The 25,763-nt window shown below is 72.3% G+C and carries 20 protein-coding genes and 1 pseudogene; 8 read left to right on the forward strand and 13 right to left on the reverse strand.

Going from position 1 to position 25,763, the window contains the following annotated elements; translation table 11 throughout:
* Window positions 1–85: 85 nt before the first annotated feature.
* The 4 genes from IG88_RS0121695 to IG88_RS0121710 all read right to left on the reverse strand — a co-directional run bounded on the left by IG88_RS0121695 (window position 86) and on the right by IG88_RS0121710 (window position 3,911).
* Entirely contained in the window at window positions 86–1,567 is a 1,482-nt protein-coding gene (locus IG88_RS0121695; RefSeq protein WP_031043666.1) for a GntP family permease, read from the reverse strand.
* 120 nt (window positions 1,568–1,687) lie between these two features.
* Entirely contained in the window at window positions 1,688–2,098 is a 411-nt protein-coding gene (locus tag IG88_RS0121700; RefSeq protein ID WP_031043668.1) for a RidA family protein, read from the reverse strand.
* Window positions 2,095–2,859 (reverse strand): IclR family transcriptional regulator, encoded by a 765-nt coding sequence (locus IG88_RS0121705; protein ID WP_031043671.1) that lies wholly within the window; start codon window positions 2,857–2,859, stop codon window positions 2,095–2,097. The genes IG88_RS0121700 and IG88_RS0121705 overlap by 4 nt, the downstream gene beginning before the upstream one ends.
* The gene (locus IG88_RS0121710; protein ID WP_031043672.1) at window positions 2,856–3,911 is read right to left on the reverse strand and encodes a sugar kinase; all 1,056 of its coding nucleotides are present in this window, start codon (window positions 3,909–3,911) and stop codon (window positions 2,856–2,858) included. Before IG88_RS0121710 ends, IG88_RS0121705 begins: the two co-directional genes overlap by 4 nt.
* Window positions 3,912–4,047: 136 nt before the next feature.
* On the opposite strand from IG88_RS0121710, the gene IG88_RS0121715 reads away from it, so the two are divergent.
* Both IG88_RS0121715 and IG88_RS0121720 read left to right on the forward strand, forming a co-directional pair.
* Window positions 4,048–5,349, forward strand: coding sequence for an amino acid deaminase (locus IG88_RS0121715; RefSeq protein WP_031043674.1), 1,302 nt, complete (start codon window positions 4,048–4,050; stop codon window positions 5,347–5,349).
* A gap of 18 nt (window positions 5,350–5,367) precedes the next feature.
* Entirely contained in the window at window positions 5,368–6,978 is a 1,611-nt protein-coding gene (locus tag IG88_RS0121720) for an N-acyl-D-amino-acid deacylase family protein (protein WP_031043677.1), read from the forward strand.
* Window positions 6,979–7,027: 49 nt separating this feature from the next.
* On the opposite strand, the gene IG88_RS0121725 is transcribed toward IG88_RS0121720, so the two are convergent.
* On the reverse strand, window positions 7,028–7,873 hold the full coding sequence (locus tag IG88_RS0121725; RefSeq protein ID WP_031043679.1) for a S1 family peptidase: 846 nt from the start codon (window positions 7,871–7,873) through the stop codon (window positions 7,028–7,030).
* 234 nt (window positions 7,874–8,107) lie between these two features.
* On the opposite strand from IG88_RS0121725, the gene IG88_RS0121735 reads away from it, so the two are divergent.
* Both IG88_RS0121735 and IG88_RS0121740 read left to right on the forward strand, forming a co-directional pair.
* Window positions 8,108–9,319 (forward strand): pyridoxal phosphate-dependent aminotransferase, encoded by a 1,212-nt coding sequence (locus IG88_RS0121735; protein WP_031043681.1) that lies wholly within the window; start codon window positions 8,108–8,110, stop codon window positions 9,317–9,319.
* Between the two features lie 107 nt (window positions 9,320–9,426).
* On the forward strand, window positions 9,427–9,849 hold the full coding sequence (locus tag IG88_RS0121740; protein ID WP_031043682.1) for a hypothetical protein: 423 nt from the start codon (window positions 9,427–9,429) through the stop codon (window positions 9,847–9,849).
* A 381-nt stretch (window positions 9,850–10,230) separates the two neighbouring features.
* Here IG88_RS0121740 and IG88_RS0121745 read toward each other — a convergent pair whose 3' ends face one another.
* Window positions 10,231–12,051 carry a phosphoenolpyruvate carboxykinase (GTP) gene (locus IG88_RS0121745; RefSeq protein ID WP_031043684.1) on the reverse strand — a complete coding sequence of 607 codons (1,821 nt, stop codon included), beginning with the start codon at window positions 12,049–12,051 and terminating at the stop codon, window positions 10,231–10,233.
* Between the two features lie 286 nt (window positions 12,052–12,337).
* Between IG88_RS0121745 and trhA the strand changes: the two genes are divergently transcribed.
* On the forward strand, window positions 12,338–13,042 hold the full coding sequence (gene trhA, locus IG88_RS0121750) for a PAQR family membrane homeostasis protein TrhA (protein ID WP_031043685.1): 705 nt from the start codon (window positions 12,338–12,340) through the stop codon (window positions 13,040–13,042).
* A gap of 61 nt (window positions 13,043–13,103) precedes the next feature.
* Entirely contained in the window at window positions 13,104–13,835 is a 732-nt protein-coding gene (locus tag IG88_RS0121755; RefSeq protein WP_031043687.1) for a Mut7-C RNAse domain-containing protein, read from the forward strand.
* Window positions 13,836–13,869: 34 nt separating this feature from the next.
* On the opposite strand, the gene IG88_RS0121760 is transcribed toward IG88_RS0121755, so the two are convergent.
* Both IG88_RS0121760 and IG88_RS0121765 read right to left on the reverse strand, forming a co-directional pair.
* Window positions 13,870–15,897 (reverse strand): thioredoxin domain-containing protein, encoded by a 2,028-nt coding sequence (locus tag IG88_RS0121760; RefSeq protein ID WP_031043690.1) that lies wholly within the window; start codon window positions 15,895–15,897, stop codon window positions 13,870–13,872.
* A gap of 336 nt (window positions 15,898–16,233) precedes the next feature.
* A complete protein-coding gene (locus IG88_RS0121765) occupies window positions 16,234–17,130 on the reverse strand; it encodes a LysR family transcriptional regulator (RefSeq protein ID WP_031043693.1) in 897 nt (298 codons plus the stop codon).
* Between the two features lie 377 nt (window positions 17,131–17,507).
* Between IG88_RS0121765 and IG88_RS0121770 the strand changes: the two genes are divergently transcribed.
* Window positions 17,508–18,740, forward strand: coding sequence for a serine hydrolase domain-containing protein (locus tag IG88_RS0121770; RefSeq protein ID WP_031043694.1), 1,233 nt, complete (start codon window positions 17,508–17,510; stop codon window positions 18,738–18,740).
* Window positions 18,741–19,100: 360 nt separating this feature from the next.
* Here the strand turns inward: IG88_RS0121770 and IG88_RS0121775 are convergent.
* Window positions 19,101–19,259 (reverse strand): annotated as a pseudogene (locus IG88_RS0121775) (DUF255 domain-containing protein); the annotation flags it as partial.
* A 105-nt stretch (window positions 19,260–19,364) separates the two neighbouring features.
* Between IG88_RS0121775 and IG88_RS0121780 the strand changes: the two are divergent.
* Window positions 19,365–19,742, forward strand: coding sequence for a hypothetical protein (locus IG88_RS0121780; protein WP_031043707.1), 378 nt, complete (start codon window positions 19,365–19,367; stop codon window positions 19,740–19,742).
* A gap of 112 nt (window positions 19,743–19,854) precedes the next feature.
* Here the strand turns inward: IG88_RS0121780 and IG88_RS0121785 are convergent, their stop codons facing one another.
* From IG88_RS0121785 to IG88_RS0121800, 4 genes are all read right to left on the reverse strand, one after another.
* The gene (locus IG88_RS0121785; RefSeq protein ID WP_031043709.1) at window positions 19,855–20,358 is read right to left on the reverse strand and encodes a nucleoside deaminase; all 504 of its coding nucleotides are present in this window, start codon (window positions 20,356–20,358) and stop codon (window positions 19,855–19,857) included.
* Window positions 20,359–20,553: 195 nt separating this feature from the next.
* Window positions 20,554–21,363, reverse strand: coding sequence for a xanthine dehydrogenase accessory protein XdhC (xdhC, locus tag IG88_RS0121790; RefSeq protein WP_031043712.1), 810 nt, complete (start codon window positions 21,361–21,363; stop codon window positions 20,554–20,556).
* A gap of 1 nt (window position 21,364) precedes the next feature.
* Window positions 21,365–23,785, reverse strand: a complete 2,421-nt coding sequence (gene xdhB / locus IG88_RS0121795) for a xanthine dehydrogenase molybdopterin binding subunit (RefSeq protein ID WP_031043714.1) — start codon at window positions 23,783–23,785, stop codon at window positions 21,365–21,367.
* Window positions 23,782–25,272 carry a xanthine dehydrogenase small subunit gene (locus IG88_RS0121800; RefSeq protein WP_031043716.1) on the reverse strand — a complete coding sequence of 497 codons (1,491 nt, stop codon included), beginning with the start codon at window positions 25,270–25,272 and terminating at the stop codon, window positions 23,782–23,784. The genes xdhB and IG88_RS0121800 overlap by 4 nt, the downstream gene beginning before the upstream one ends.
* Between the last annotated feature and the right edge of the window lie 491 nt (window positions 25,273–25,763).

Raw genomic sequence — 25,763 nt, forward strand, 5'->3', positions numbered from 1 at the left:
CGATCCTGTGCCGGGCACAGCCAGCCCCGACTTCGTTATCAGACGCCTACACAAGCCGCCTGCACAAGCCGCCTGCGCGAGCCGTCTACACGAACAGGCTCACGACCGCCGCCACCACGAACCCGGCGACCGACAGCACGCTCTCCAGGACGGTCCACGTCTTGAGCGTGTCCCGCTCGCTGATGCCGAAGTACTTGGCGACCATCCAGAAACCGCCGTCGTTGACGTGCGAGGCGAAGATGGAGCCCGCCGAGATGGCCATGATGACCAGGGCCACGAACGCCTGCGAGTGGTCGCCCTCGGACAGCAGCGGCGCCACGATGCCCGCCGTCGTCACGATGGCCACCGTCGCCGAGCCCTGGGCGACCCGCAGCACCACGGAGATCAGGTAGGACAGGACGATCACCGGCAGGCCGACGTCGTTGAAGGTGTCGGAGAGGGCCTGGGCGACGCCGCTGGCCTTGAGGACGGCGCCGAAGACACCGCCGGCGCCGACCACCAGCAGGATGTTGCCGACCGGCTTCAGCGAGGCCGTCGAGACGGTCTCCAGCGACTTGCGGGACCAGCCGCGCCGGATGCCGAGCAGGTAGTAGGCGAGGAACAGGGCGATGGTCAGGGCGACGAAGGGGTTGCCGAAGAACTCGATCACCGAGCGGAGGGTGGACGGGTCCAGGGCGATGGAGGAGAAGGTCGCGGCGAGGATCAGCACCAGCGGGGTGCCGATGATGCCGAGGACCGTGCCGAGCGCGACGGGGCTCTCGGTGGGCGCGACGCCGGCCTTGCGCTGCTCCTCGACGACGGCCTGCTTGGCCTCCTCGGCGGCCTCGACCATGTCCTGCGGCACGGGCACGAAGATGCGGCGGCCGATCCACGCGGAGAACGCCCAGGCGGCGAGGACGGCGGGGATGCCGCAGACGATGCCCATGAGGATGATCCAGCCGAGCTTGACGTTCAGCAGTCCGGCGGCGGCCACCGGGCCGGGGTGCGGCGGCAGGAAGGCGTGGGTCATCGACAGGCCGGCCAGCAGCGGCAGGCAGTACAGCAGGATCGACTTGCCGGAGCGCTTGGCGGCGGCGTAGACGATGGGCGCGAGGACGAAGATGCCCACGTCGAAGAAGACCGGGATGCCGAAGATCAGGCCGGTGAGGCCCATGGCGAGCGGGGCGCGCTTCTCCCCGAAGAGGCCGAGCAGCCGCGAGGCCAGCACCTGTGCGCCGCCGCTGACTTCGAGGATCGCGCCGAGCATGGTGCCCAGGCCGATGATGATGGCGACGTGGCCGAGGATGCCGCCCATGCCGGACTCGATGGTCGAGACCGCGTCGGACTTCTGGACCGTGCCGAAGAGTTCGGTGACCGACAGGCCGGCGAGCAGGCCGACGGCTATGGAGACGGCGAGCAGCGCGACGAAGGGCTGCAGCCGCACCTTGATGATGAGGAAGAGCAGGAGCGCGATGCCGATGGCGGCGACGGTCAGCAGGCCGGCCGTGCCGTCGATCAGGGTGAGCAGGCCGCCGGTGTGCGGTGGGGTCTCGGAGGCGGCGGCGAGCTGGAGGGACGGGTAGGACATACGGGGGTCCTCTGGATAAGTACATGGAGCTTTCGGGCAGGGCGGAGCACGGCAGGGCGCCCCGTGGGGTGGGGGGCGCCGTGCCGTTCACAAGCGGTTCAGACAGGCGGGAGGGGACGGTCAGCCGAGGACGGCCAGCGCGTCGATCTCGATGAGGAGGCCGGCGGGCAGACCGACGTACACGGTCGTGCGGGCGGCGGGCGGCTGGGTGAGGCCCTGCTCCTCGAAGTAGGTGTTGTAGATCTCGTTCATCTCGGCGAAGTGGTCGACGTCCGTGAGGTAGACGCGGATCATCATCACGTCGTCCCAGGAGGCGCCGCCCTCCTCCAGGATCGCCTTGACGTTGGCGAGGGTCTGGAGGGTCTGCTCGCGCAGGGTCGGGCCGGCCGGGGTGGGGGCCTTGCCCTCCTCGTGGGGGAGGAAGCCGACCTGGCCGGCGACCTGGAGGATGTTGCCCTTCTTCACGCCGTGGCTGAACTTCGCCGGGGGGACGGTGTGGGTCGCGGGGGTGAGAGCGATCTTGTCGGTCATGCGGTGACTTCCTTGACTGGGGTCCTGCCGGAGTACTCGCCGCTGATGGCGTCCGCCGTACGGCGCACCAGCGGGAGCAGGGTGAGGAGTTCCTCGGCGGTGACGACGACGTTCGGCGCGGAGACCGACATGGCGGCGACCACCCGGCCGTCGGCGCCCCGGATGGGCGCGGCGACGCAGTTGATGGACTCCTCGTGGCCACCGAGGTCGGTGGCCCAGCCCTGTTCGCGCACCTTGGCGAGTTCCTTGAGGAACCCGTCGGCGTTGGGTGTCGAACGGGCCGTGTACATGGGGTAGTCGAGCTGCTCGGCCACGGCACGGCGCTCGTTCTCGGGGAGGTCGGCGAGCAGGAGCTTGGCGACGGCCGCCACCGTGATGGCGACGGGCTTGCCGATCCGGGAGTACATGCGGACCGGGTAGCGGCTCTCGACCTTGTCGATGTAGAGGACCTCGTCCTCCTCGTGGACGGCGAGGTGGACGGTGTGGCCGACCTGCTCGTTGAGGCGGACGAGGTGGGGGTGGGCGATCTCGCGGACGTCGAGGTTCTCCATCGCCTCCTGGGCGAGGGAGATGAGCCGGGCGCCGAGGCGGTAGCGCTGGTCGGCCTGGCGGTAGACGAAGCCGTGGTCGTGGAGGGTGCGCAGCAGGCGCAGGGCGGTCGACTTGTGCACGCCGAGGCGGTCGGCGACCCGGCCCAGGTCGGCGGGGCCCTCGGCGAGCAGCGGCAGGATGCTGAGCGCGCGGTCGACGGTCTGGCTCATGGGGTGCGTACCTCCTCCTCGGCCCTCGCGTCGGCCTGTGTCCAGCCGGGGCCGAGTCGCAGTCTCCCCCACGCGGTGTCGTCCAGGGCGGCCAGGCGGTCGGCGTGGCCGCGGGCGGGGGGTGCGGCGAGGTCGCCGGGGACGGTGAGGGCGGCGGCGGCCATGAGGTGGCCGTGGCGCAGCCGCTCGCGTACGGGCTTCTCGCGCAGGGTGGCGGAGAGGAACCCGGCGGCGAAGGCGTCGCCCGCGCCCACGGCGGCGACGACGTCGACGTGCAGGGCGGGGACGGAGGTGACCTGGTCCCCGTGGAAGGCGGTGGCGCCGGTCGCGCCCTGCTTGACAACGAGCACCTCCGGTTCGGGCAGCGCCGCGCGGACGGCCTCGGGTCCGGTGAGTCCCCAGGCGTCCCGCGCCTCGTCGTCGCCGACGAAGACGAGGTCGGCGCCGCGGGCCAGGTCGAGGAGCACCTCGGGGCCGTGGCCGTGACCGGCGTCGCGCCACAGGCCGGGACGGTGGTTGACGTCGAAGGAGACGAGGGGGCGGCCGGGGCGGCGGGCGGTCAGTTCGCGCACGAGACCGAGGCAGTCGGCGGAGAGCGCGGGGGTGATGCCGGACAGGTGCAGGACGCGGCCGGAGCGGACGGCGTCGAGGTCCATGGTGCCGGTGGACATCGCGGAGGCGGCGGAGCCCGCCCGGTAGTAGGCGACCTCGTGGGCGTCGGTGGCCCGGTCGCCCGCGGTGCGGAAGTAGATGCCGGTGGGGCGGGCGGGGTCGCGGCGGACGGCGGAGACGTCGACGCCGTGGGCGCCGATCGCCTCGACGAGGTGGTCGCCGAAGCCGTCGGCGCCGACCCGGCCGACCCAGCGGACGGCGTGCCCGGCGCCGGCGAGGACGCAGGCCACGTTGGACTCGGCGCCGCCGATGGCCCGTTCGAAGGAGGGGACGTCGGCGAGGCGGCCGGGTACGGAGGGGAGGAAGGTGACCATGGACTCGCCGAGCGCGACGACGTCCACGACGTCGGGGGCGGTGCTGCGGGGTCCGTCGACGGTCACGATGGTCCTGGCTCCTCTTCGCGTCTCGCGGGCGGCGGCTCCGTTGACCCCGCGTTCGCCGAGATGTTAGACAGCAGTAAGCGATATACGCAACGCCTGTTGCAAGATTTGCAACGCAATGGATCAGGGAGGCTCCATGGCCCTCGACAACGGCCCCGTGAGCGGCCGCGAAGCCCTCGCCGAGCTGGCACGGGAGCGCGTCGACCACCGCTTCAAGGGCCTCCCCCCGGACGCTTACGGCCTCACCCTCGCCGAGCTGGCCGGACAGCGCCGCAACCTCTTCACCGACGGCTTCGCCACCCCCGTCCTCGCGCTGTCCGCCGAGCGCCTGGCGCACAACCTGGAGCTCATGGAGGCGTACTCCGCCCGGCACGGCCTCGCCTTCGCGCCGCACGGCAAGACCTCCATGGCGCCCCAGCTCTTCCACCGCCAGATCGAGCACGGCGCCTGGGGCATCACCCTCGCGGTGCCGCACCAGGTGTGGGTGGCGCGGGCCTTCGGCATCGGGCGGATCTTCCTGGCCAACGAGCTGGTCGACGCCGCCGCCCTGCGCCGGCTCGCGGCGGAGCTGGACACCGACCCGGAGTTCCGCTTCGTCTGCTACGTCGACTCGGTGCGCGGCGTCGAGCTGATGGACGCGGCGCTGACCGCGGCGGGCGCCGGCCGCCCGGTGGACGTCGTGGTCGAGCTGGGCGCCGGTGAGGGCGCCCGGACCGGGGCGCGCACGGAGGCGGAGTGCGCCGCGGTCGCCGACGCGGTGGCCGGGACGCGGACGCTGCGGCTGGCGGGGGTCGCCGGGTACGAGGGCGAGGTGCCGGACGCCGACCCCGAGCGCGTGCGCGCGTGGCTGCGCAGGCTGGTCGCGCTGGCGGCCGGCTTCGACGCGGCCGGGCGGTTCGAGGGCCTGGCGGAGATCGTGCTGAGCGCGGGCGGCAGCGCCTGGTTCGACGCGGTGGCCGACGTCTTCGCCGAGGTGCCCGAACTGACCCGGCCCGTCCTCAAGCTGCTGCGCTCGGGTGCGTACGTCTCCCACGACGACGGGCACTACCGGGAGGTGACCCCCTTCAACCGCGTGCCCTCCGAGGGCGCCCTGGAGCCCGCGTTCCGGCTGTGGGCCCAGGTGGTCTCCCGCCCCTCCCCCGAGCAGGCCTTCGCCAACGCGGGCAAGCGGGACGCGGCGTACGACCTCGACCTGCCCTTCGCCCAGGCCGTGCGCCCGGCCGGCGGCGGCCCCGAGCGCCCCGCGACCGGCATCACGGTGAGCGCCCTGTCCGACCAGCACGCCTGGCTGCGCACCGCCCCGCAGGCGGAGCTGGAGGTCGGGGACTGGCTGGGCCTGGGGCTGTCCCACCCGTGCACGTCCTTCGACAAGTGGCAGCTCATCCCGGTCGCCGAGGCGGACGGAACGGTCGTCGACTACATCCGCACGTTCTTCTAGAAGCCAGGAGGAGTCAGCATGGAAGAGCTGGTCATCCGGGACGCCGACGTCGTGGACGGTTCCGGCGGCGACTCCTACCGCGCCGACGTGGTGGTCGACCGCGGCCGGATCGTCTCGATCGTCAAGGAGGCGGCGGCCGCCGGCTGCCAGCGCCCCCGGGCGCGCCGGGAACTGGACGCCGAGGGGCTGGTCCTGTCCCCCGGTTTCATCGACATGCACGCCCACAGCGACCTGGCGCTGCTGCGGGACCCGGACCACAGCGCCAAGGCCGCGCAGGGCGTCACCCTGGAGGTGATCGGCCAGGACGGGCTGTCGTACGCGCCGGTCGACGACCGCACCCTCGGCGAGGTGCGCCGGGCGATCGCCGGGTGGAACGGCCCCGGTGACGACGTCGACTTCGACTGGCGGTCGGTCGGCGAGTACCTGGACCGGCTCGACCGCGGCATCGCCGTGAACGCCGCGTACCTGATCCCGCAGGGCACGGTGCGCGCCCTCGCCGTCGGCTGGGACGACCGGGAGGCGACCGGGGCGGAGCTGGAGCACATGCGGCGCCTGGTCGCCGAGGGCCTGGAGCAGGGCGCGGTCGGCATGTCGTCGGGGCTGACGTACACGCCCGGCATGTACGCCAAGGACGCCGAGCTGACCGAGCTGTGCCGGGTGGTGGCGTCGTACGGCGGCTACTACTGCCCGCACCACCGCTCCTACGGCGCCGGGGCGCTCCGGGCGTACGAGGAGATGGTGGAGCTGACCCGTGAGGCGGACTGCGCCCTCCACCTCGCCCACGCCACGATGAACTTCGGCGTCAACAAGGGCCGGGCCCCCGAGCTGCTGACCCTGCTTGACGACGCACTCGCCGGCGGTGCCGACATCACGCTCGACACCTACCCGTACACCCCCGGCTGCACCACCCTCGTGGCGCTGCTGCCGAGCTGGGCGAGCGAGGGCGGCCCGGAGCGGATCCTGGAGCGGCTGGCGGACGACGAGACCGCCGAGCGGATCCGCCACCACATGGAGGAGATCGGCTCCGACGGCTCCCACGGGGTGCCCATGGAGTGGGAGACGATCGAGATCTCCGGCACGGGCGACCCGGCGCTCGCCCCCTACGTGGGCCGTACGGTGCTGGAGTCGGCGCGGCTGCGCGGCGAGAGCCCGTGGACGGTCGCCCGGCACCTGCTGCTGGCCGACCGGCTGGCGCCGACCATCCTCCAGCACGTCGGCCACGAGGAGAACGTCCGCGCGATCATGCGGCACCGGGTGCACACCGGCGGCTCGGACGGCATCCTCCAGGGGGCCAAGCCGCACCCGCGGGCCTACGGCACCTTCCCGCACTACCTCGGGCACTACGTGCGCGAGCTGGGCGTGCTCCCGCTGGAGGAGTGCGTCGCCCACCTGACCTCGCGCCCGGCGGCCCGGCTGCGGCTGCCGGACCGGGGTCTGGTGCGCGAGGGGTACCGGGCCGACCTGGTGCTCTTCGACCCGGCGACGGTCGCGGCGGGCAGCACCTTCGAGGAGCCGCGGGTGCTGCCGACGGGCATCCCGTACGTGCTGGTGGACGGGCGGTTCGTGATGGAGGACGGGCGGCGCACCGACGTGCTGGCCGGGCGGTCGGTGCGCCGGGTCCCGCGCTGAGCCGGGGGCCGGGCCGGCACGGCCCGCCGGACCGGCCCCGCGCGCCGGCCTACGGCTTGGGCAGGGCGCAGCCGCCGCGTGAGAGGTCGAGCTTGTTGCCGGGGCCGAAGCAGGCGGGGATCCCGTAGGTCTGCTGGGCGTAGTTGATGCCCTCGCGGACCGTCACGGTGCCGTCCTCGGCGACCTCGCAGGGGTTGTTGTCGGTGCAGCGTCCGCCGTCCTCGTTGCCCGTGTTGTTGACGGCGACGACCTTGCCGGTGGCGTTGTCGACGACGGGCGATCCGGAGGTGCCGCCGATGGTCTGGCAGGCGGAGGTGTAGCGGACCGAGTCCTTCCAGGTCCACTCCCCCTCCTTCAGGCGGTAGGCGAACCCATCGACGTTGCAGGCGTAGGTGCGCTTCCAGTAGCCGGAGACGACGGTGATCGCGGTACCCGCCGCGGGGCGGGTGTCGTTGAGGGTGAGCGGGCTGATGCCGTAGGAGCCGCGGATCTGGGCGTACGTGCTGCCGAGCTGGTAGAGCGAGACGTCCGTGTCGGTCATGGTCGCGTAGGCGATCTTGACGGCCCGCAGGGTGGCGACGCGGGTGCCGGAGGCGTTGAGCAGCCCGAAGGTGCGGCTGGAGGGCTGGTCGACGACGACCTCGCCGGCCGCCGGGAAGCCGGTCTCCAGACAGTGGCCGTTGGACATGACCAGCGCCGGGTCGTCGTCCGCGGAGGCGGGCAGGCGGACGACCGAGCCGGAGCAGTTGCTGAGCGCGACGGTCCCGGCGAAGGAGACGGCGCGGGCGGCCGGGGCCGCGGGTGACGCGGGTGACGCGGGTGACGCGGCCGCCGGTGCCACGCCGACCCCGGTGACGGCCAGGGTGGCGAGCGCGGCAAGGAGAGGCTTGTTCATGTGGGGGTCCCCTCTATGGAGGGCACCGGCCGGAGGTCGTCCGGACGGCACCGTATTGTCATGAGCATTTTCATGACGGAGAGGGGTGCGGACAAGGGCCGGTAACCGGCCGCGAGTTGGCGCGATCCGGCCCCCGGGGCACGCCCGGAGGCGGTGGCGACCACCCGGACGCGCGCGTCCCGCGTGGTGGAAAACACGGCCCATGGGTCGTAACCGGGTCGTAAGCTCGCGGACATGCAGGTGATCCAGTCGACCAAGCTCGCCAACGTCTGTTACGAGATCCGGGGCCCGGTGCTCGAGGAGGCGATGCGGCTGGAAGCGGCCGGACACCGCATCCTGAAGCTGAACACGGGCAACCCGGCCGCGTTCGGCTTCGAGTGCCCGCCGGAGATCCTGGAGGACATCCTCCGCAACGTCTCCACGGCACACGGCTACGGCGACGCGAAGGGCCTACTGGCGGCACGCCGGGCGGTCGTCATGCACAACCAGACCCTCGGCATCGAGACGGACGTCGAGCACGTCTTCATCGGCAACGGCGTCTCCGAGCTGATCGTGATGGCGATGCAGGGCCTGCTCGACGACGGCGACGAGGTGCTCGTCCCGGCCCCGGACTACCCCCTGTGGACGGCCGCCGTCTCGCTCTCCGGCGGCACGGCGGTGCACTACCGCTGCGACGAGCAGTCCGACTGGATGCCCGACCTCGCCGACGTCGAGCGGAAGATCACCGACCGCACCAAGGCGCTGGTGATCATCAACCCGAACAACCCGACGGGCGCCGTCTACGACGACGCGATGCTGCGCGGACTGACGGACATCGCCCGCCGGCACAACCTGCTGGTCTGCTCCGACGAGATCTACGACAAGATCCTCTACGACGACGCCACCCACACCCCGACCGCCGCGATCGCCCCCGACCTGCTCACCCTCACCTTCAACGGCATGTCGAAGGCGTACCGGGTGGCGGGCTACCGCGTCGGCTGGATGTCGATCTCCGGGCCGCGCGCCCACGCCGAGTCCTACATCGAGGGCCTGACGATCCTGGCGAACATGCGGCTGTGCGCCAACATGCCGGGGCAGCACGGAGTGGTCGCGGCGCTCAGCGGGCGGCAGACCATCAACGAGCTGGTGCTGCCCGGCGGGCGGCTGCGCGAGCAGCGGGACGCCGCCCACGAGGCACTGACCGCCATCCCGGGCGTGACCTGCGTGAAGCCCAAGGGCGCGCTGTACCTCTTCCCGCGGCTCGACCCCAAGGTGTTCAAGATCAAGGACGACCGGCGGATGGTCCTGGACCTGCTGCGCCAGGAGAAGATCATGGTCGTCCAGGGCACCGGCTTCAACTGGCCCGAGCCCGACCACTTCCGGGTGGTGACCCTGCCGACGGCCGCGGACCTGCGCGAGGCGGTGGGCCGGATCGGGAACTTCCTGGACGGGTACGGCCAGCCCTGATCCCCGCCCCACCGGGACTCCGGACTCCGGCCGTATGCCCCGAACGGCGTCAACTTTAGATTGGATCTAATGTAGGATGACTTCCTGAAGCAACAGGAGGCCATCCCATGTACGAGCCGATCCGCAGCAAGTCGGTCCACAGCACGATGGCCGACGGCACCACGGACTTCCCCCACCGGTCGCGGGACGAGGAGCTGGACATCCAGCTCGCGGGCCACCTCGCGGCCCTGCTCGCGGTCACGGACGAGCTGCACGCGCTGGAACCCGGCACCGGTCTGGACACCGCCGCCGACCGGCTCGCCGAGCAGGTGGCCCGGCTGCGGGGAGGCAAGCCGCCGGTCCGGCTGCAGGTGGCCCCCGCCGACCCGAAGCCGTGCCCCGCGGCCCTGCACCGGCGGGCGCACAAGCTGGCGGCCCGCGCCCTGGTCGTCGCGGCCTCCCGCGCCGACACGGCGGCCGCCATCCTGACCGCCGAGCGCATGGACGCGCACTCGGCGGCCCTGGAGCCGCGCGAACTCGCGTCCCGCTGAGCCTCCGGGCTCCCCCGACGGCCCCGGCCCGCGCGCACCCGCAGCGACGCGCGGGCCGGGAGCCACGCACCACGCCGCCCTCGGCCGGGGTCGCCACGACGCCGCCGGCCCGCTGCCGGCCGTCGGCACGGAGGGGGTCAGATGACGAACAGCAGCACCACGCGGCACCACCGGGTACCCGTGGGCAGGGCGGTCACACGAACGGGCCGGGCCCCCGCACGCCGTTGTGCGGGACCCGGCCCGTGCCGGGGAGGCCCCTCCGGGCCCCGGGGACATCGAGCTACTGGGGCGGAGGGGTCTCCCCTCTCGTGACCGGCCTTCGTGACGACTTCGCGGGTCAGGGCTAGTCGGACCGGCCACGGAGCTTGGCGGTGTCGGTGCTCAGCCCAGGCGCTGCACCAGGGCCCGGTACTGGTCCCACAGCTCGGTGGGCGTGTGGTCGCCGAAGGTGTTCAGGTGCTCGGGGACGAGTGCCGCCTCCTCGCGCCAGACCTCCTTGTCGACGCTGAGCAGGAACTCCAGGTCGGCGTCGGCGAGGTCGAGGCCGTCGGTGTCCAGGGACTCCTTGGTCGGCAGCACGCCGATCGGGGTCTCGACGCCCTCCGCCCTGCCCTCCAGGCGCTCCACGATCCACTTCAGGACGCGGCCGTTCTCGCCGAAGCCGGGCCACACGAACCGGCCGTCGTCGTCCTTGCGGAACCAGTTGACGTAGTAGATCTTGGGCAGCTTGGACTGGTCCTTGTCCTTGGCCACGTCGATCCAGTGCCCCATGTAGTCGCCCATGTTGTAGCCGCAGAACGGCAGCATGGCGAAGGGGTCGCGGCGCAGCTCGCCGACCTTGCCCTCGGCGGCGGCGGTCTTCTCGGAGGCCACGTTGGCGCCGAGGAAGACGCCGTGGTTCCAGTCGAAGGACTCGGTGACCAGCGGTACGGCGGTGGCGCGGCGCCCGCCGAAGAGGATCGCCGAGATCGGCACGCCCCTGGGGTCCTCCCACTCCGGCGCGATGATCGGGCACTGCGCGGCGGGCGTGGTGAAGCGGGCGTTGGGGTGCGCGGCGGGCGTGCCGGACTCGGGCGTCCAGTCGTTGCCCTTCCAGTCGGTCAGGTGGGCCGGGACCTCCTCGGTCATACCCTCCCACCACACGTCGCCGTCGTCGGTGAGGGCTACGTTGGTGAAGACGGAGTTGCCCCACAGCGTCTTCATCGCGTTGGCGTTGGTGTGCTCACCGGTGCCGGGCGCGACGCCGAAGAACCCGGCCTCGGGGTTGATGGCGTACAGGCGGCCGTCCTCGCCGAAGCGCATCCAGGCGATGTCGTCGCCGATGGTCTCCACGGTCCAGCCGGAGATCGTGGGCTCCAGCATGGCGAGGTTGGTCTTGCCGCAGGCCGAGGGGAAGGCGGCGGCGACGTACTTGGGCTCGCCGGTGGGCGGCGTCAGCTTCAGCACCAGCATGTGCTCGGCGAGCCAGCCCTCGTCGCGGGCCATGACGGAGGCGATGCGCAGGGCGTAGCACTTCTTGCCGAGCAGGGCGTTGCCGCCGTAGCCGGAGCCGTAGGACCAGATCTCGCGGTCCTCGGGGAAGTGCGAGATGTACTTGGTGCCGCTGCAGGGCCAGGGGACGTCCGCCTGGCCGGGCTCCAGCGGGGCGCCGACGGAGTGCACGGCCTTGACGAAGAAGCCCTCGTCGCCCAGTTCGTCCAGGACGGGCTGCCCCATGCGGGTCATGGTGCGCATGGAGGCGGCGACGTAGGCGGAGTCGGTGATCTCGACGCCGAGCGCGGAGAGCGGGGAGCCGAGGGGGCCCATGCAGAAGGGCACGACGTACATGGTCCGGCCGCGCATCGCACCGCGGAACAGACCCTGCTCACCGGTGAAGATCTCCCGCATCTCGGCGGGGTCCTTCCAGTGGTTGGTCGGGCCGGCGTCCTCCTCCTTCGCGGAGCAGATGAAGGTCCGGTCCTCGACGCGGGCGACGTCGGAGGGGTCGGAGGCCGCGTAGTAGGAGTTGGGGCGCTTGACCGGGTCGAGTTTGCGGAAGGTGCCCTTCTCCACGAGCTCCCCGCACAGGCGCTCGTACTCGGCCTCGGATCCGTCGCACCAGACCACGGAGTCCGGCTGGGTCAGTTCGGCGATCTCGTTGACCCACGAGATCAGTTCCTGGTGGTGGGTGGGGACGGGGGGAGCCGCGATGTCGCGCGCCACGATTGCTCCTAAATGAGGGGTTTTTTGTTGGAGGCCCCGTGGGGGCTGCGACCCGGACGCGTGACGTGTGCCTCGTGGGCGCTCATCCGGTGTCGACCGCACTCATTTGATCATCCGACGCGAGTGCCCATCTGTCCAGAGGGCATCACACTTGAGCGGCGTGACCATCACCACGTGCCCGAACCGGGGGTGCGCCGCCGGACACCCCGTGAGACGATGACCACTCGCCGGACGGCAGGCACCCGTACTGACGCGTAACTTACGCAACCGTAGGTACGATGCGCCCATGACTGCGTCCGTCCCCGACGCGCCCAGGGACTTGCCGGCCGCCGGCCGCGGCCCTGTCGCGCTCTCCCTCCCGCACCCGGTGAAGCCCAAGCTGCGCGGCTGGCTGCACCTGGGCATGTTCCCGGCCGTCCTGATCGCCGGTCTGGTGCTCACCGCCCTCGCCGAGTCGCCCGAGGCCCGCATAGCCTGCGGCGTCTACGTGCTCACGGCGTGCCTGCTGTTCGGCGTCAGCGCGCTCTACCACCGGGGCAACTGGAGCCCCCGTATGGACGGCGTCCTGCGCCGCCTCGACCACGCCAACATCTTCCTGATCATCGCGGGCACCTACACACCGCTCACGATGCTGCTGCTGCCCGGCGCCAAGGGCGAGTGGCTGCTGTGGGGCATCTGGGCCGCCGCCGCGGCCGGCATCGTCTTCCGGGTCTTCTGGGTCGGCGCCCCGCGCTGGCTCTACACCCCCTGCTACCTCGCCATGGGCTGGGCGGCCGTGTTCTACCTGCCGGAGTTCATGCGGGCCGGCGGCATCGCCGTGCTGGTCCTGGTGATCGTCGGCGGTGTGCTCTACAGCGCGGGGGGCGTGATCTACGGCCTCAAGCGCCCCAACCCGTCACCGCGCTGGTTCGGCTTCCACGAGGTCTTCCACTCCTTCACGCTGGCCGCCTTCGTCGCGCACTACGTGGGCATCTCGCTGGTCGCCTACTAGGCGCCCGTCCCCCGCGGGAAAAGGGGCGGGGCCCGGCGCCGCCCCGTGGCATCCTGACCGCGTGAACGGTCCCGAGATCCACGTCGAGTTCGCCCCCGAGCTGCACCTGTTCGTGCCACGCGCCCGCTCCGGCGAACCCGTCCGCACGGCCACCGACGGCGTCTCCACCCTCGGCCACCTCGTCGAGTCCCTCGGCGTTCCGCTCACCGAGGTCGGCGCCCTGCTCGTCGACGGCGCCGAGGTCCCGCCCGGGCACGTCCCGGCGGGCGGCGAGTCGGTGCGCGTACGGCCCGTCGGGCACCCCCAGCGCGTCCCCGGCGCTCCCCTGCGGTTCGTGCTCGACGTGCACCTGGGCACCCTGGCCCGCCGGCTGCGGCTGCTCGGCGTGGACACGGCGTACGAGTCGACGGACCTCGGCGACCCGGCGCTCGCCGCGCTGTCGGCGGCCGAGAAGCGGGTCATGCTCAGCCGCGACCGGGGCCTGCTGCGCCGCCGGGAGCTGTGGGCCGGCGCCTACGTCTACAGCACCCGCCCCGACGAACAGCTCCAGGAGGTCCTGGACCGCTTCCGCCCCGACCTGCACCCCTGGACCCGGTGCACCGCCTGCAACGGACTGCTGCGGTCGGCCACCAAGGACGAGGTGGCCGAGCAGCTCAAGGGCGGGACGCAGCGCTCGTACGACGTCTTCGCCCAGTGCACCGCGTGCGGCCGCGCCTACTGGCGGGGCGCGCACCACGAGCAGTTGGAGGCGATCGTGGAGCGCGCCGTGAGCCGGAGCACCCACGGCACCTGAGCGGTCCGGCGCCCCGCCGACGACCGTGGGCGGCTCAGTCGCCCAGCGCGGCGCGCAGCCGCTCCGGGTCGGTGGCCGGCGCGTCGCAGGTGAAGTTCCGGCAGACGTAGGCGGCCGCCGCCCCGTTCACCAGGGGCCGTCCGGCGAGCAGCGGGAACTCGTCGCCGCCCTCGGTGCCGAAGGCCACGACCGCGCCGGGCGCCGTGGACAGCAGCGCCGTGCGGTGCAGGCCGCGGGCGGCGGGGTCGGCGGGCGCCGGTGCGACGACGGCGACTTCGCGCGGGCCGTCGAGCAGCGCCTCCGCGGCGGCCAGGCCCCAGCCGACGAAGCGCGGGACGCGCGGGCCGAGCGCCTTCACCACGCCGAGGGCGTGCTCGGCGGCGGTGCGGTGCGGGGCGGAGCCGGTGTGGGCGGCGTAGGCCAGCAGGGCGGCCGCGGCGGCGCTCCAGCCCGACGGGGTGGCGTTGTCGGTGGGGTCCTGCGGGCGGCGGATCAGCCGCTCGGCGTCGGCCGCGGTGTCGTACAGCGAGCCGGACTCGTCCGTGAAGCGGGTGAGGACGTGGTCGAGCAGGAACCCGGCGAAGTCCAGCCAGACGCCCTCCCCCGTCACCGACGCCAGTGCGAGGAAGCCCTCGGCCACGTCGGCGTAGTCCTCCAGCACCCCGGCGTTGGCCCCCGGCCGGCCGTCCCTGCTGGTGCGGGTGAGCCGGACCTGCTCGTCGAGGTGCACGCGGACCAGCAGGTCGGCGGCGGCCACGGCGGCCTCGACCAGGTCGGGACGCTCGAAGCAGGCGCCGGTCTCGGCGAGCGCGGCGACGGCCAGGCCGTTCCACGCGGCGACCACCTTGTCGTCCCGGCCGGGCGCGGGGCGGCCCTCCCGGGCGGCCAGCAGCCGCTGCCTGACCGACGCGATCCGGTCCGCGTCGAACACGCCCTCCTGCTGCGGGAGTTGCAGCACCGAGGCTCCGTGCTCGAAGGTGCCCTCCTCGGTCACCCCGAAGTACCGCGCCGCCAGTTCCGCGTCCTCGGCGCCGAGGACCTCGGTGAGCTGGGCGGGCGTCCACACGTAGTAGGCGCCCTCGACGTGCCGGCCCGTGCCGTCGTCGCTGTCGGCGTCCAGTGCGGAGGCGAACCCGCCCTCCGGGGTGCGCAGTTCCCGCACCATGAAGTCGGCGGTCTCCAGGGCGACCCGGCGCGCGAGGTCCGAGCCGGTGGCACGCCAGAGGTGGGTGTAGACGCGGCACAGCAGGGCGTTGTCGTAGAGCATCTTCTCGAAGTGGGGCACGATCCACTCGCGGTCCACGGAGTAGCGGGCGAAGCCGCCGCCCAACTGGTCGTAGATGCCGCCGCGGGCCATGCGTTCACAGGTGTCCCGCGCCATCTGGAGCGCGCCCTCGGCGCCGGTGCGGGCGTGGTGGCGCAGCAGGAACTCGATCACCATGGACGGCGGGAACTTCGGCGCCCCGCCGAACCCGCCGCGCCGCGCGTCGTACTCCCGGGTCAGGCCGAGCAGCGCCTGCCCGAGCTGCTCCTCGCCGGGCGCCTGGGCGTCGCCGTAGGAGATCTCCCGCCCGGCGAGGTCCCGGACGATCTTCCCGGCGACCTCGCTCACCTCCTCGCGCCGCTCCGACCAGGCCTGCTGGACGCCCTGGAGCACCTGGCGGAAGGAGGGCATGCCGTGCCGGGGCTCGGGCGGGAAGTAGGTGCCGAAGTAGAAGGGCTCGGCGTCCGGGGTGAGGAACACGGTCATGGGCCAGCCGCCCTGCCCGGTGGCCGCCTGCACGGCCTCCATGTAGACGGCGTCGACGTCGGGGCGCTCCTCGCGGTCGACCTTGACGCTCACGAAGTGCGCGTTGAGGTACTCGGCGGTGGGGCCGTCCTCGAAGGACTCGTGCGCCATGACGTGGCACCAGTGGCAGGCGCTGTAGCCGACGCTCAGCAGGACCGGGACGTCGCGCCGCCGGGCCTCCTCGAACGCGTCGGGGCCCCAGGGCCACCAGTCGACCGGGTTGTCAGCGTGCTGAAGCAGATAAGGCGAGGTCACACCAGCCAGCCGGTTCATGCGATCCACCCTCTCACGTCACCGGGCCCCGGCGGTTCAGCATCGGCGCTTCGCGCCGGAGGGCCACGCGCTGCTGGCGGAGGCCCGGACCGTGTCGGTCGCGGCACTGGTCGCCCCTTGGCCGAGCGCCCGTCGGCTCGGCGCCCAGCGATGCGTGCTGCGTCTGCCTGCGCGGATTGCCGCAGGACGCCCGTGCACCTGATCGGGTGGCGAACAGGCGAAGCGCTGGTCGCTGCCGCCCACGAACGGCTTTGACCTGCACGTTCGTGCGCGTCTGGGAGTTGGACCAGGCGCGAGTGGACAGCACCGGCAGGTGAGCGACTTTGCGGACACGCCCTAGGCGGGTGCGGTGTCGGTGAGGGTGTGGAGGAGGCCGACGAAGGCCCGTACCGGGGATTCTGAGCCGTCGGCGGGCAGCAGGACGCCGTAGTCCAGGGTCGGGCCGTCCCGCAGGGGGACGAAGGCGACGCCGGGCCGGGCGTGGTACTCGGCGGCGCGCGCCGCCACGATCGACGCGCCGAGGCCGGCGGCGACCAGCACCGGGATCTCGTGCCAGGACGCGCAGGACGGCCCGCGCGGGATGGGGCGCCCCATCGGTGTGCGCTGGGGGAAGTGCACGTCTACGACGGGCCGCGCGCGGATGTTGTCGATCCTGAGCAGGGGTACTTCGGCGAGGTCTTCCAGGGATGCGGTCGGGCCGGCAGCCAGAGGGTGATCGACGGGCAGCATCAGCGCCCTGGGTTCACGGAGCAGCACCGGGCCGACGGTGATGCCGGGCTCGACCACCGGGAGCTCGGCGATCTGTGTATGGAGTTCGCCCCGGAGCAGCGGTCCGTGGGGATCGTTGAAGGAGACCTCCCGGGTCTGCACGGTCCAGCCCGGGTACTGGCTGCGGAAGGCGGCGGCGGCCCGCAGCAGCAGTTCGGCGCACCAGGGTGCGGTGTAGCCGGCGCGCAGCTCGCCCGTCGTTCCGCGGCCGTGGGCGGTGGCGCGCTCCAGGGCGCGGAGGATGAGGTGCCGGGCGGGTAGCAGTTCGTCGCGGAGTTCTTCACCGAGCGGGGTGAGGCGCACGGTGCGTGAGGTGCGGGCGAACAGCGGGGCGCCGAAGCGGCGCTCCTGCTTCTTGATGACGTGACTGACCCGGGAAGGCGTGATGTGCAGTCGCTCGGCGGTCCGGCCGAAGTGCAGCTCTTCCGCGAGGGTCAGGAAGATCTCGATGTCCCGCAGTTCCATCGCCCCTCCAGCCGCCCGTTCGAACGAGAACCTAACGCTCGACGACGCGCCGACACAACGCGGATCGTTGCCCTGGCGGGCAACACAGCCTTGCGGGCTTCGCCGTTGATGACGCCGCGCGACGGGGACAGGCTGAACCGACTGCGGCGGCAGCCCCACCGGCAGGGACCGACGACTTCCGCAGGGCCGCCCGGCCCTGCCTCCAGGCAGCGGCCCAGGCGTTCGTCGACGCCGACTTCGGCGGGCCGGAGGCGGGTGTACGACGAGCGCGGGCAGTGGGCCGGAAGCGCCGGGGTGCGCGCCTCGGGCGCGGCCGCGTCCCGCTGTCCGCACACCAGGCGACGGCCGGTCACATTCCGTTGAGCGTAAGGAATTTCATGAGGAACGGCAGCAAGCGCGGTTTCACCGACAAGGGGCTGCGTCGTCTCCACGACGTCCTTGAGAGCCATGTGGAGGCGAAGAAGATCCCCGGTGTCGTCGCACTCGTCAGTCGCGAGGGGGAGACGCACGTCGAGGCCCTGGGCACGATGCGGCATGACGGCGGCGGGCCGATGCGTCGGGACACGATCTTCCGTATGGCGTCGACGTCGAAGCCGGTGGCGATGGCTGGTGCGATGGTCCTCGTCGACGAGTGCCGACTGCGGCTGGACGAACCGGTCGACCGGTGGCTCCCTGAACTCGCCGACCGGCGGGTCCTCGAACGGATCGACGGTCCGCTGGACGAGACGGTTCCGGCGCATCGGCCGATCACGGTGCGGGACTTGTTGACCTCGACCTTCGGGATCGGGATGGACATGACCGCCGTCGGGACCCCGATCTTCGCCGCGCTGTTCGAAAGAGGCCTCACCCCGAACGGGCCCGAGCCGATGCCCGCGCCGGACGAGTGGATGCGCCGCCTGGGCGAGCTCCCGTTGATGCGGCAGCCGGGCGAGCGCTGGCAGTACCAGGTCAGCAACGACGTGATCGGAGTCCTGGTCGCCCGCGTCACGGGCACGTCCTACGAGGAGTTCCTGCGCGAGCGGGTCTTCGCGCCCCTGGGCATGGACGACACCGGCTTCCACGTCCCCGCCGACAAGATCCACCGCCTTCCCGCCCTGTACGCGCCGGACCCGGAGACGGGCGAGTTCCATGTCTGGGACGAGGCAGAGGGCGGAAGGTGGAGTGCGCCGCCGGAGTTCCAGAGCGGTGGCGGTGGCCTGGTCTCGACCGCCGATGACTACCACGCCTACTTCCAGATGCTCCTCAACGGCGGAACCCACGACGGCCGACGCATCCTGTCGCGGGCGGCGGTGGAGCTGATGACCACCAACCGCCTCACCCGCGAGCAGACCGCCGAGCGGACCGCCATGGCCACCGCGAACGTGCACGTCTCGCACGGCCAGGGCCAGCACGGAGGCTGGGGATTCGGGATGGCGGTACGCACATACCGCGCCGACTACGCCCCCGTCGGCCAGTTCGGCTGGGACGGCGGCAGCGGCACAGCCACCTACGCCGACCCCCACACCGGCCTCACCGGCCTCCTCCTCACCCAGACCGGCGCCTCCAACCCCAACTCCATGCACCTCATCCACGACTTCTGGACCACCCTCTACCAAGCCGTCGAGGACTGATCCCGAGCGCTTCGCCGGCAGGCGGCGCGCCCACGACACCGAGTCGGGGCACGCCGCCTGTCGGCGTCGTGGGCGACGGAGTCGACCTGAGACCCGACTTGAGACCCGTCCGGACCGGTTCCGGACACCGAGAGCGGGCGAACCCCACTGGCGTACCGAGCCGGTGGGCGGCGCCGGAACGCAGTCCCATCGCCGAACCGGCACCGTGCGGCCGGCTGGCCGCCGTGGTTGACGAGTCGCCGCCAGTTGATCTCGGATCCAGGCGTCGATGTCCTCGCTGAGCCGCTCGTCGTACGCGTCCGCACTGATACTCCTTGGAAGCGTCCCAGGTCTGAGCTACCGGATTGTGTTCAGCCACTGGCACCAGCGGCAGGCGCTGCAGCCGACGCTCAGCAGGACCGGGACGTCGCGCCGCCGGGCCTCCTCGAACGCGTCGGCCTCCCGGGGCCACCAGTCGACGGGATTGTCCGCGTGCTGGAGGAGGTACGGGGAGGTGGCCTGCGCAAGTCGGTTCGGCACGTCCTCCATCCTCGCGCGCATCGCCTCCGCCCCGTCCGCGCGCCACAGGGGCGGCGCCCCGGATATGCCGTGGACCGCCTGCCGGCCGTGTGCTCCACTCGGCGCATGAGCCTTGCGGTGCACGTCTTCGTGATGGACGCGGACGGAAGGAGACAGGTGCTCGACGCGCCGGACGACGCCTACGAGTCCGCCGGCTTCGAAAGCTGGCGCACCCGCGTGTGGGGGTCGCCGGTGGTGTCTTCGCTCGGGGCCGTCCTTCTCCCGGTCCTCGCCGAGCGGGACCTGGAGGTGCCGCCCGGCCAGGTGCCCGCGCTCCTGGGCGAGTGCCTCCTGCTCCGGGAGAAGCTGGAGGAGATCGTGGCGAACACGGAACCCGTGCGGACGGTGGCGGAGCACCGGTCCGCGATCGACGACCGTCTGAGGACCATCGTGGAGGTCGCCGAGCGCGCGCAGGCCACCGGGGGCGGGGTCGTCATCTGGTGACGCCCGCCGGGCCTTGCCGCGCAGGGCGTCCGGCAACGGGACCGCCCCGCCGCGGGCGCCACGGTGGCAGGGCGCACGGACGGGGCAGGACGTACCGCGGGGAGGCTCGTTCTCAGTAGTCGACGCGGTCGGACTTGGCGATCCAGGCGTCGAACGGCTGGGTGCGGTGGGGCAGGTCGAGGTGCTCCACGGTCATCGGCCAGTTCGCCTGGGGCCGCTTCTCGAACAGGTCGTAGAACTTGCGGTCGTCGAAGCCGGCCACGGCGGCGTCGTGGCGGTCGGCGGAGAAGACCAGGCGGTCCACCCGGGCCCACAGGGCCGAGGAGAGGCACATCGGGCAGGGCTCGCAGGACGTGACGAGGGTGCAGCCCTCCAGGCTGAAGGAGCCCAGTGTCCGGCAGGCGGCGCGGATGGCGCTGACCTCGGCGTGTGCGGTGGGGTCGAGACCGGCGGTGACCTGGTTGTTGCCGAGGGCGACGATCTCGCCGCCCTTGGCGATGAGGGCGCCGAAGGGGCCGCCGCCGTTCTGGACGCTGGTGGTGGCCAGTTCGATGGCCTTCTCCATCCAGGCGCGCTCGAACTCGCGGATGCCGGTCTCGAGGGTGTCGGTCGTCATGCGTGCTCCTTCTTGGGCATGCGGCGTGCGGGAGGACGGCGTGCGGGCCGGTGTACTGCGCGGGGGGAGGACGCGTAGGAGCAGTAGACAGGCCGTCGGCGACGCCCGGCCAGGGTCCGAAAACATGAACTACGAGCAGGCTGCGACCGCCGCGTCGTAGGTTCGCACAAAGACCCGGGGCGGCCCGGGAGGCCGTCAGTCCCCCTCGGCCTCGAAGGTGCGCAGCAGGTCGGCCGCGACGCTGACGGCTATGGTCGCGGGCTCCTTGCCGGTGATGCCGGACAGCCCGATCGGTGTCTTGATCCGGTCGATGACGGCTTCCTCGTGGCCGCCCTCGGTGGCCAGGCGCTTGCGGAACCGCGCCCACTTGGCGGCCGAGCCGATCAGGCCGATGGACCCCAGGTGGTCCGTGCGCAGTGCCGCGTCGCACAGGGCGGCGTCCTCGGCGTGGTCGTGCGTCATGATCAGGACGTGCGTGCCGCGCGGCAGCCGTGCGAGCACTTCCTCGGGCAGCAGGGGCGTGTGGTGCGTGTGCACCTGCGCCACCGCGTCCGCGAGCACGGCCAGGCGCTCCTCGGTGAGCATGTCGGCGCGGTTGTCGACGAGGTGGAGGTCGAGGTCCTGGCGGGCCAGGATGCGCGCCAGTTCGAGACCCACGTGGCCGACGCCGAAGACCGCCACCGCCCGGACCACCGGCAGCGGTTCGAGCAGGACGGAGACGGTGCCGCCGCAGCACTGCACGCCGTGCTCGTTGGTCACCTTGTCGTTGAGGGCGAAGTCGAGCAGCTCCGGTTCCGTCCTGGCCGCGGTGATCATCTCCCGGGCCCGGTCGATCGCCACCGCCTCGACGTTGCCGCCGCCGATCGAGCCCCACGTCCCCGTGTGTCCGACGACGAGTTTGGCACCGGCGTCGCGCGGGGCGTGGCCGCGCACGGTCGCGACGGTCACCAGCACGCCGGGCTCCCGGCGTGCCCGCAACCGCGCGACCGCGGCGACCCACGTCATGTCAGGCACCGCTCAGCGCTTTCGCACCGGTGCGGACCCTGCCGCCGTCGGAGACGGCCTCGTCGCGGGCGCCGCCGTTCCCGGCGGTGCCGCCCTGCCGCGCCGACTCGATCGCCCAGTAGACCGCCTCCGGCGTCGCGGGCGAGGCCAGCTCGACGCCGGTGCCCTTCGGCCCGAACTCGGCCGCCGCCTGCCGCAGCGCCTCGCGGACCGAGAAGGCCAGCATCAGCGGGGGTTCCCCCACCGCCTTGGACCCGAAGACGGCGCCCTCCTCGGTGGCGTTCTCCAGGAGGGTGACGTTGAACTCCTCGGGCATCTCCGAGAAGCTCGGCAGCTTGTACGTGCTGGCCGCCTGGGTGAGCAGCCGGCCGCGGTTCGGGCCGTCGCCGGTGTCCCAGCGCAGGTCCTCCAGCGTCAGCCAGCCCGCGCCCTGCACGAAGCCGCCCTCGATCTGACCGATGTCGATCATCGGGGAGAGGCTGTCGCCCACGTCGTGGACGATGTCGACCCGCCGGATGCGGTAGGCGCCGGTGAAGCCGTCCACCTCCACCTCGGTCGCGGCGGCGCCGATGGCGAAGTACTTGAACGGCGACCCCTGGAACGTCTTCGCGTCCCAGTGCAGCCCCTCGGTCCGGTAGTAACCGGCCGCGGAGAGCTGGACGCGCTGGAAGTACGCGGTGCGCACCAGGTCGTCCCAGGCCAGCTCCTCGTCGCTGCCCAGGCTGCGCGCGACGCCGTCCACGATGCGGACGTCGGAGGCGTTGGACCCCAGTTGGCTCGCGGCCACCTGCAGCAGCCGTTCGCGCAGTTGCTCGCAGGCGTTCTTCACCGCGCCGCCGTTGAGGTCGGCGCCGGAACTGGCAGCGGTGGCGGAGGTGTTGGGGACCTTGTCGGTGCGGGTCGGGGCGAGGCGCACCTTGTGCAGCGGGATGCCCAGCGTGGTCGCGGCCACCTGGAGCATCTTGGTGTGCAGGCCCTGGCCCATCTCGGTGCCGCCGTGGTTGATCAGGACGGAGCCGTCCTTGTAGATCAGCACCAGCGCGCCGCCCTGGTTGAAGGCGGTGAGGTTGAACGAGATGCCGAACTTCACGCCGGTGATCGCCAGGGCCCGCTTGGTGTGCGGGTGGGCGGCGTTGTACGCGGCGATCTCGCGCTCGCGCTCGGCGAAGTGCGCCTCGTCCAGGACCTGCTGCCAGGCGGCGGAGATCCGCTCGGGCTGGGTGACCGGCTGCCCGTACGGAGTGGTCTGGCCCTGGCCCGGCCGGTAGAAGTTGCGTTCCCGCAGCTCCCGCGGGTCCAGGCCGAGTCGCGGCGCGCAGCGGCCCAGGATGTCCTCGATCACCAGCATGCCCTGGGGGCCGCCGAAGCCGCGGAAGGCGGTGTTGGAGACCGTGTTGGTCCTGGCGATGCGGCCGGCGACGCGGGCGTTGGGGATCCAGTACGTGTTGTCGATGTGGCACAGCGCCCGGGCCAGGACCGGCTCGGACAGGTCCAGGCTCCAGCCGCCGTCCGCGGTCAGCGTGGCGTCGAGGGCCTGGATGCGGCCCTCGGCGTCGAAGCCGATCTTCCAGGTGGCGTGGAAGCCGTGCCGCTTGCCGGACATGGTGAGGTCCTGGGTGCGGTTGAGCCGGAACCGGACCGGCCTGCCGGTCAGTCTGGCGCCGAGCGCGGCGACGGCGGCGAACCCGTGCGGCTGCATCTCCTTGCCGCCGAAGCCGCCGCCCATCCGCAGGCACTGCACGGTCACCTCGTGGGCGGGCACCCCGAGCACGTGCGCGACGATCTCCTGGGTCTCGGAGGGGTGCTGGGTGCTGCTCTGGATGAACACCTGCCCGTTCTCGTCCACCTGGGCGAGCGCCGCATGGGTCTCCAGGTAGAAGTGCTCCTGCCCGGAGAACTGGAACTCGCCGGTGAACACGTGCGCGGAGTCGGCGAATCCCGCGTCGACGTCGCCGTGCGTCATCACGGGGCGCGCGCCGTGGTAGCTGTCGGCCGCGATGGCGTCCTGGAGGGTGATCAGGGAGGGCAGTTCGTCGAGGTCCACCTCGACGGCCGCCGCACCGAGCCGGGCCGCCTCCAGCGTCTCGCCGAGCACCCAGGCGACGGCGTGGCCGTGGAACATGACCTCGTCGGGGAAGAGCGGCTCGTCGTGCTTCATGCCGGCGTCGTTGACGCCGGGCACGTCGGCGCCGGTCAGCACCCGTACGACGCCGGGCACGGCGAGGGCGGCGCCGGTGCGCACGGCGGTGACCCGGCCGCGGGCCTTCATCACCTGGACCGGGTAGGCGTGCAGGACGTCCTTGGTCCGCTGGACCAGGTCGTCGGTGTACAGCGCGGTGCCGGTGACGTGCTGGACGGCGCTCTCGTGCGGCATGGAGACGCCGACGACCGGCCTCTCGGGACGCTCGGACAGGTGGCTCATGACGGCACCGCCTCGGTGGTCTGTGCGTACAGCTTCAGCAGGGACTGGCCGAGCATCGCGGAGCGGTAGCCGGCGCTGGCGCGGTGGTCGCTCATCGGCGTGCCCTCGCCCCGCAGCACCTCGGCCGCGGCCCCGGCGGTCTCGGCGGTCCAGGGCCGGCCCTCCAGGGCGGCCTCGGTGGCGAGCGCGCGGACCGGGGTGGCGGCCACGCCGCCCAGGCCGATGCGCGCCTTGCGGACGGTGCCGCCCTCGACGTCGAGCGCGAAGGCGACCGCCACGCTGGAGATGTCGTCGAAGCGCCGCTTGGCGATCTTGTGGAAGGCGGTGACCGGCGACAGCGGCAGCGGCAGGCGGACCGCGCGGATCAGCTCGCCGGGGCGGCGCACGCTCTGCCGGTAGCCGGTGAAGTACTCGGCCAGCGGGACCACGCGCTCCCCGTCGGCGTCGGCGAGCACCAGCGACGCCTCCAGCGCGAGCAGCACCGGCGGGCTGTCGCCGATGGGCGAGCCGGTGCCCAGGTTGCCGCCCAGGGTCGCGCCGTTGCGGATGAGCCGGGACGCGAACTGCGGGAACAGTTGCGCCAGCAGCGGGACGGTGCCGTCGAGGCGGCGTTCGATCTCGGTGAGCGTCAGCGCCGCACCGATCTCGACGTGGTCGGACTCGACGCGCAGTTCCCGCAGTTCGGGCAGCCGGTCGACGGCGACCACGCAATCCGCCCGGCGGGAGCGGATGTTGACCTCGACGCCCCAGTCGGTGCTTCCGGCGACCACCACGGCGTCGGGCCGGTCGCGCAGCAGCCGCAGCGTCTCGGCCAGGGTGTCCCTGCGGACGAAGGCGCGGTCGTCCTGGCGGTAGTCGGTGGCGACCGGCGCGGGCGGGGCCTGGTCGCGGCGCCGGGCCAGCGGGTCCTCGTCGGCGGGCGTGCCGACGGCGAAGGCGGCGTCGCGGATCGGCCGGTAGCCGGTGCAGCGGCACAGGTTGCCGCTGAGCGCGTGCAGGTCGAAGCCGTTCGGGCCGTGCTCGGCGTCACCGGCGCCGGCCCCGTCGCCCTCACCCGCGCCGCGGTCCGCGCCGGCGTGCGCGCAGCGGTCGGGCCGGTAGTACTCGCCCGCCATGCTGCAGACGAACCCCGGCGTGCAGTAGCCGCACTGGGAGCCGCCGCGCACCGCCATCTCCTCCTGCACCGGGTGCAGGACGGGTGCCGTGCCCGGTGCCTCGACGGTGGCGAGTCCCTCGGAGGTGACGACCTCCTGGCCGTCGAGCGCGGCGACCGGGACCAGACAGGCGTTGACCGGGACCCAGTCGGTCGGCTTGTTCACCCCCGGGCGGGCCACCAGGACCGAGCAGGCGCCGCACTCCCCCTCGGCACAGCCCTCCTTCGTGCCGGTCAGGCCGCGCTCGCGCAGGAAGTCGAGGACCGTGGTGTGGGGCGCGGCCGGTGCGATCGGCGCTTCTTTTCCGTTGACGGTGATCCGGGCCGCTGTCATGACCGACCTTCATTTCGCTTCGGGGCACGTCGATTCATCATGTTCGCCAATTTCAGGCAGCCTTCTCTGCTCGGACGCGCCGCGCGGGAAAAGCGGGCGCAGATCGGCACGCGACAGGGGCATGCCGTGAAGGGGTGAAGAGGTAAAAGGGAAAATCCGGCACGTGCCACCCGAGGGCACGGCGAAACGGCGTGTCAGCAGCCGTGCGCGACCCGACCCGAAACCCACACGGTGCGGCGGGCGAGGCGACTCAGATCGGAGTTGGTGTACATCCGTGATCGCCTCCTGTCGGTAGTCATGGGTCCGCTTCCCTGGCAAATTAGTGGCTTCGGTCACCGGGGTCAAGAGAGGAATTCGTCGAATTTCCCCGGCCCAAGCGGCACGGAGGCGGAAACGGGACCGGTCATCCCTCCCCAGGGTCTCCCCACCCGAGGACACTTGAGTGACGCACAACCGGGGAAGGACCCGGGAACGGGCCGGAGGGCCCTGGG

Source organism: Streptomyces sp. NRRL F-5650 (genome assembly GCF_000721365.1).
Classification (GTDB): domain Bacteria; phylum Actinomycetota; class Actinomycetes; order Streptomycetales; family Streptomycetaceae; genus Streptomyces; species Streptomyces ardesiacus.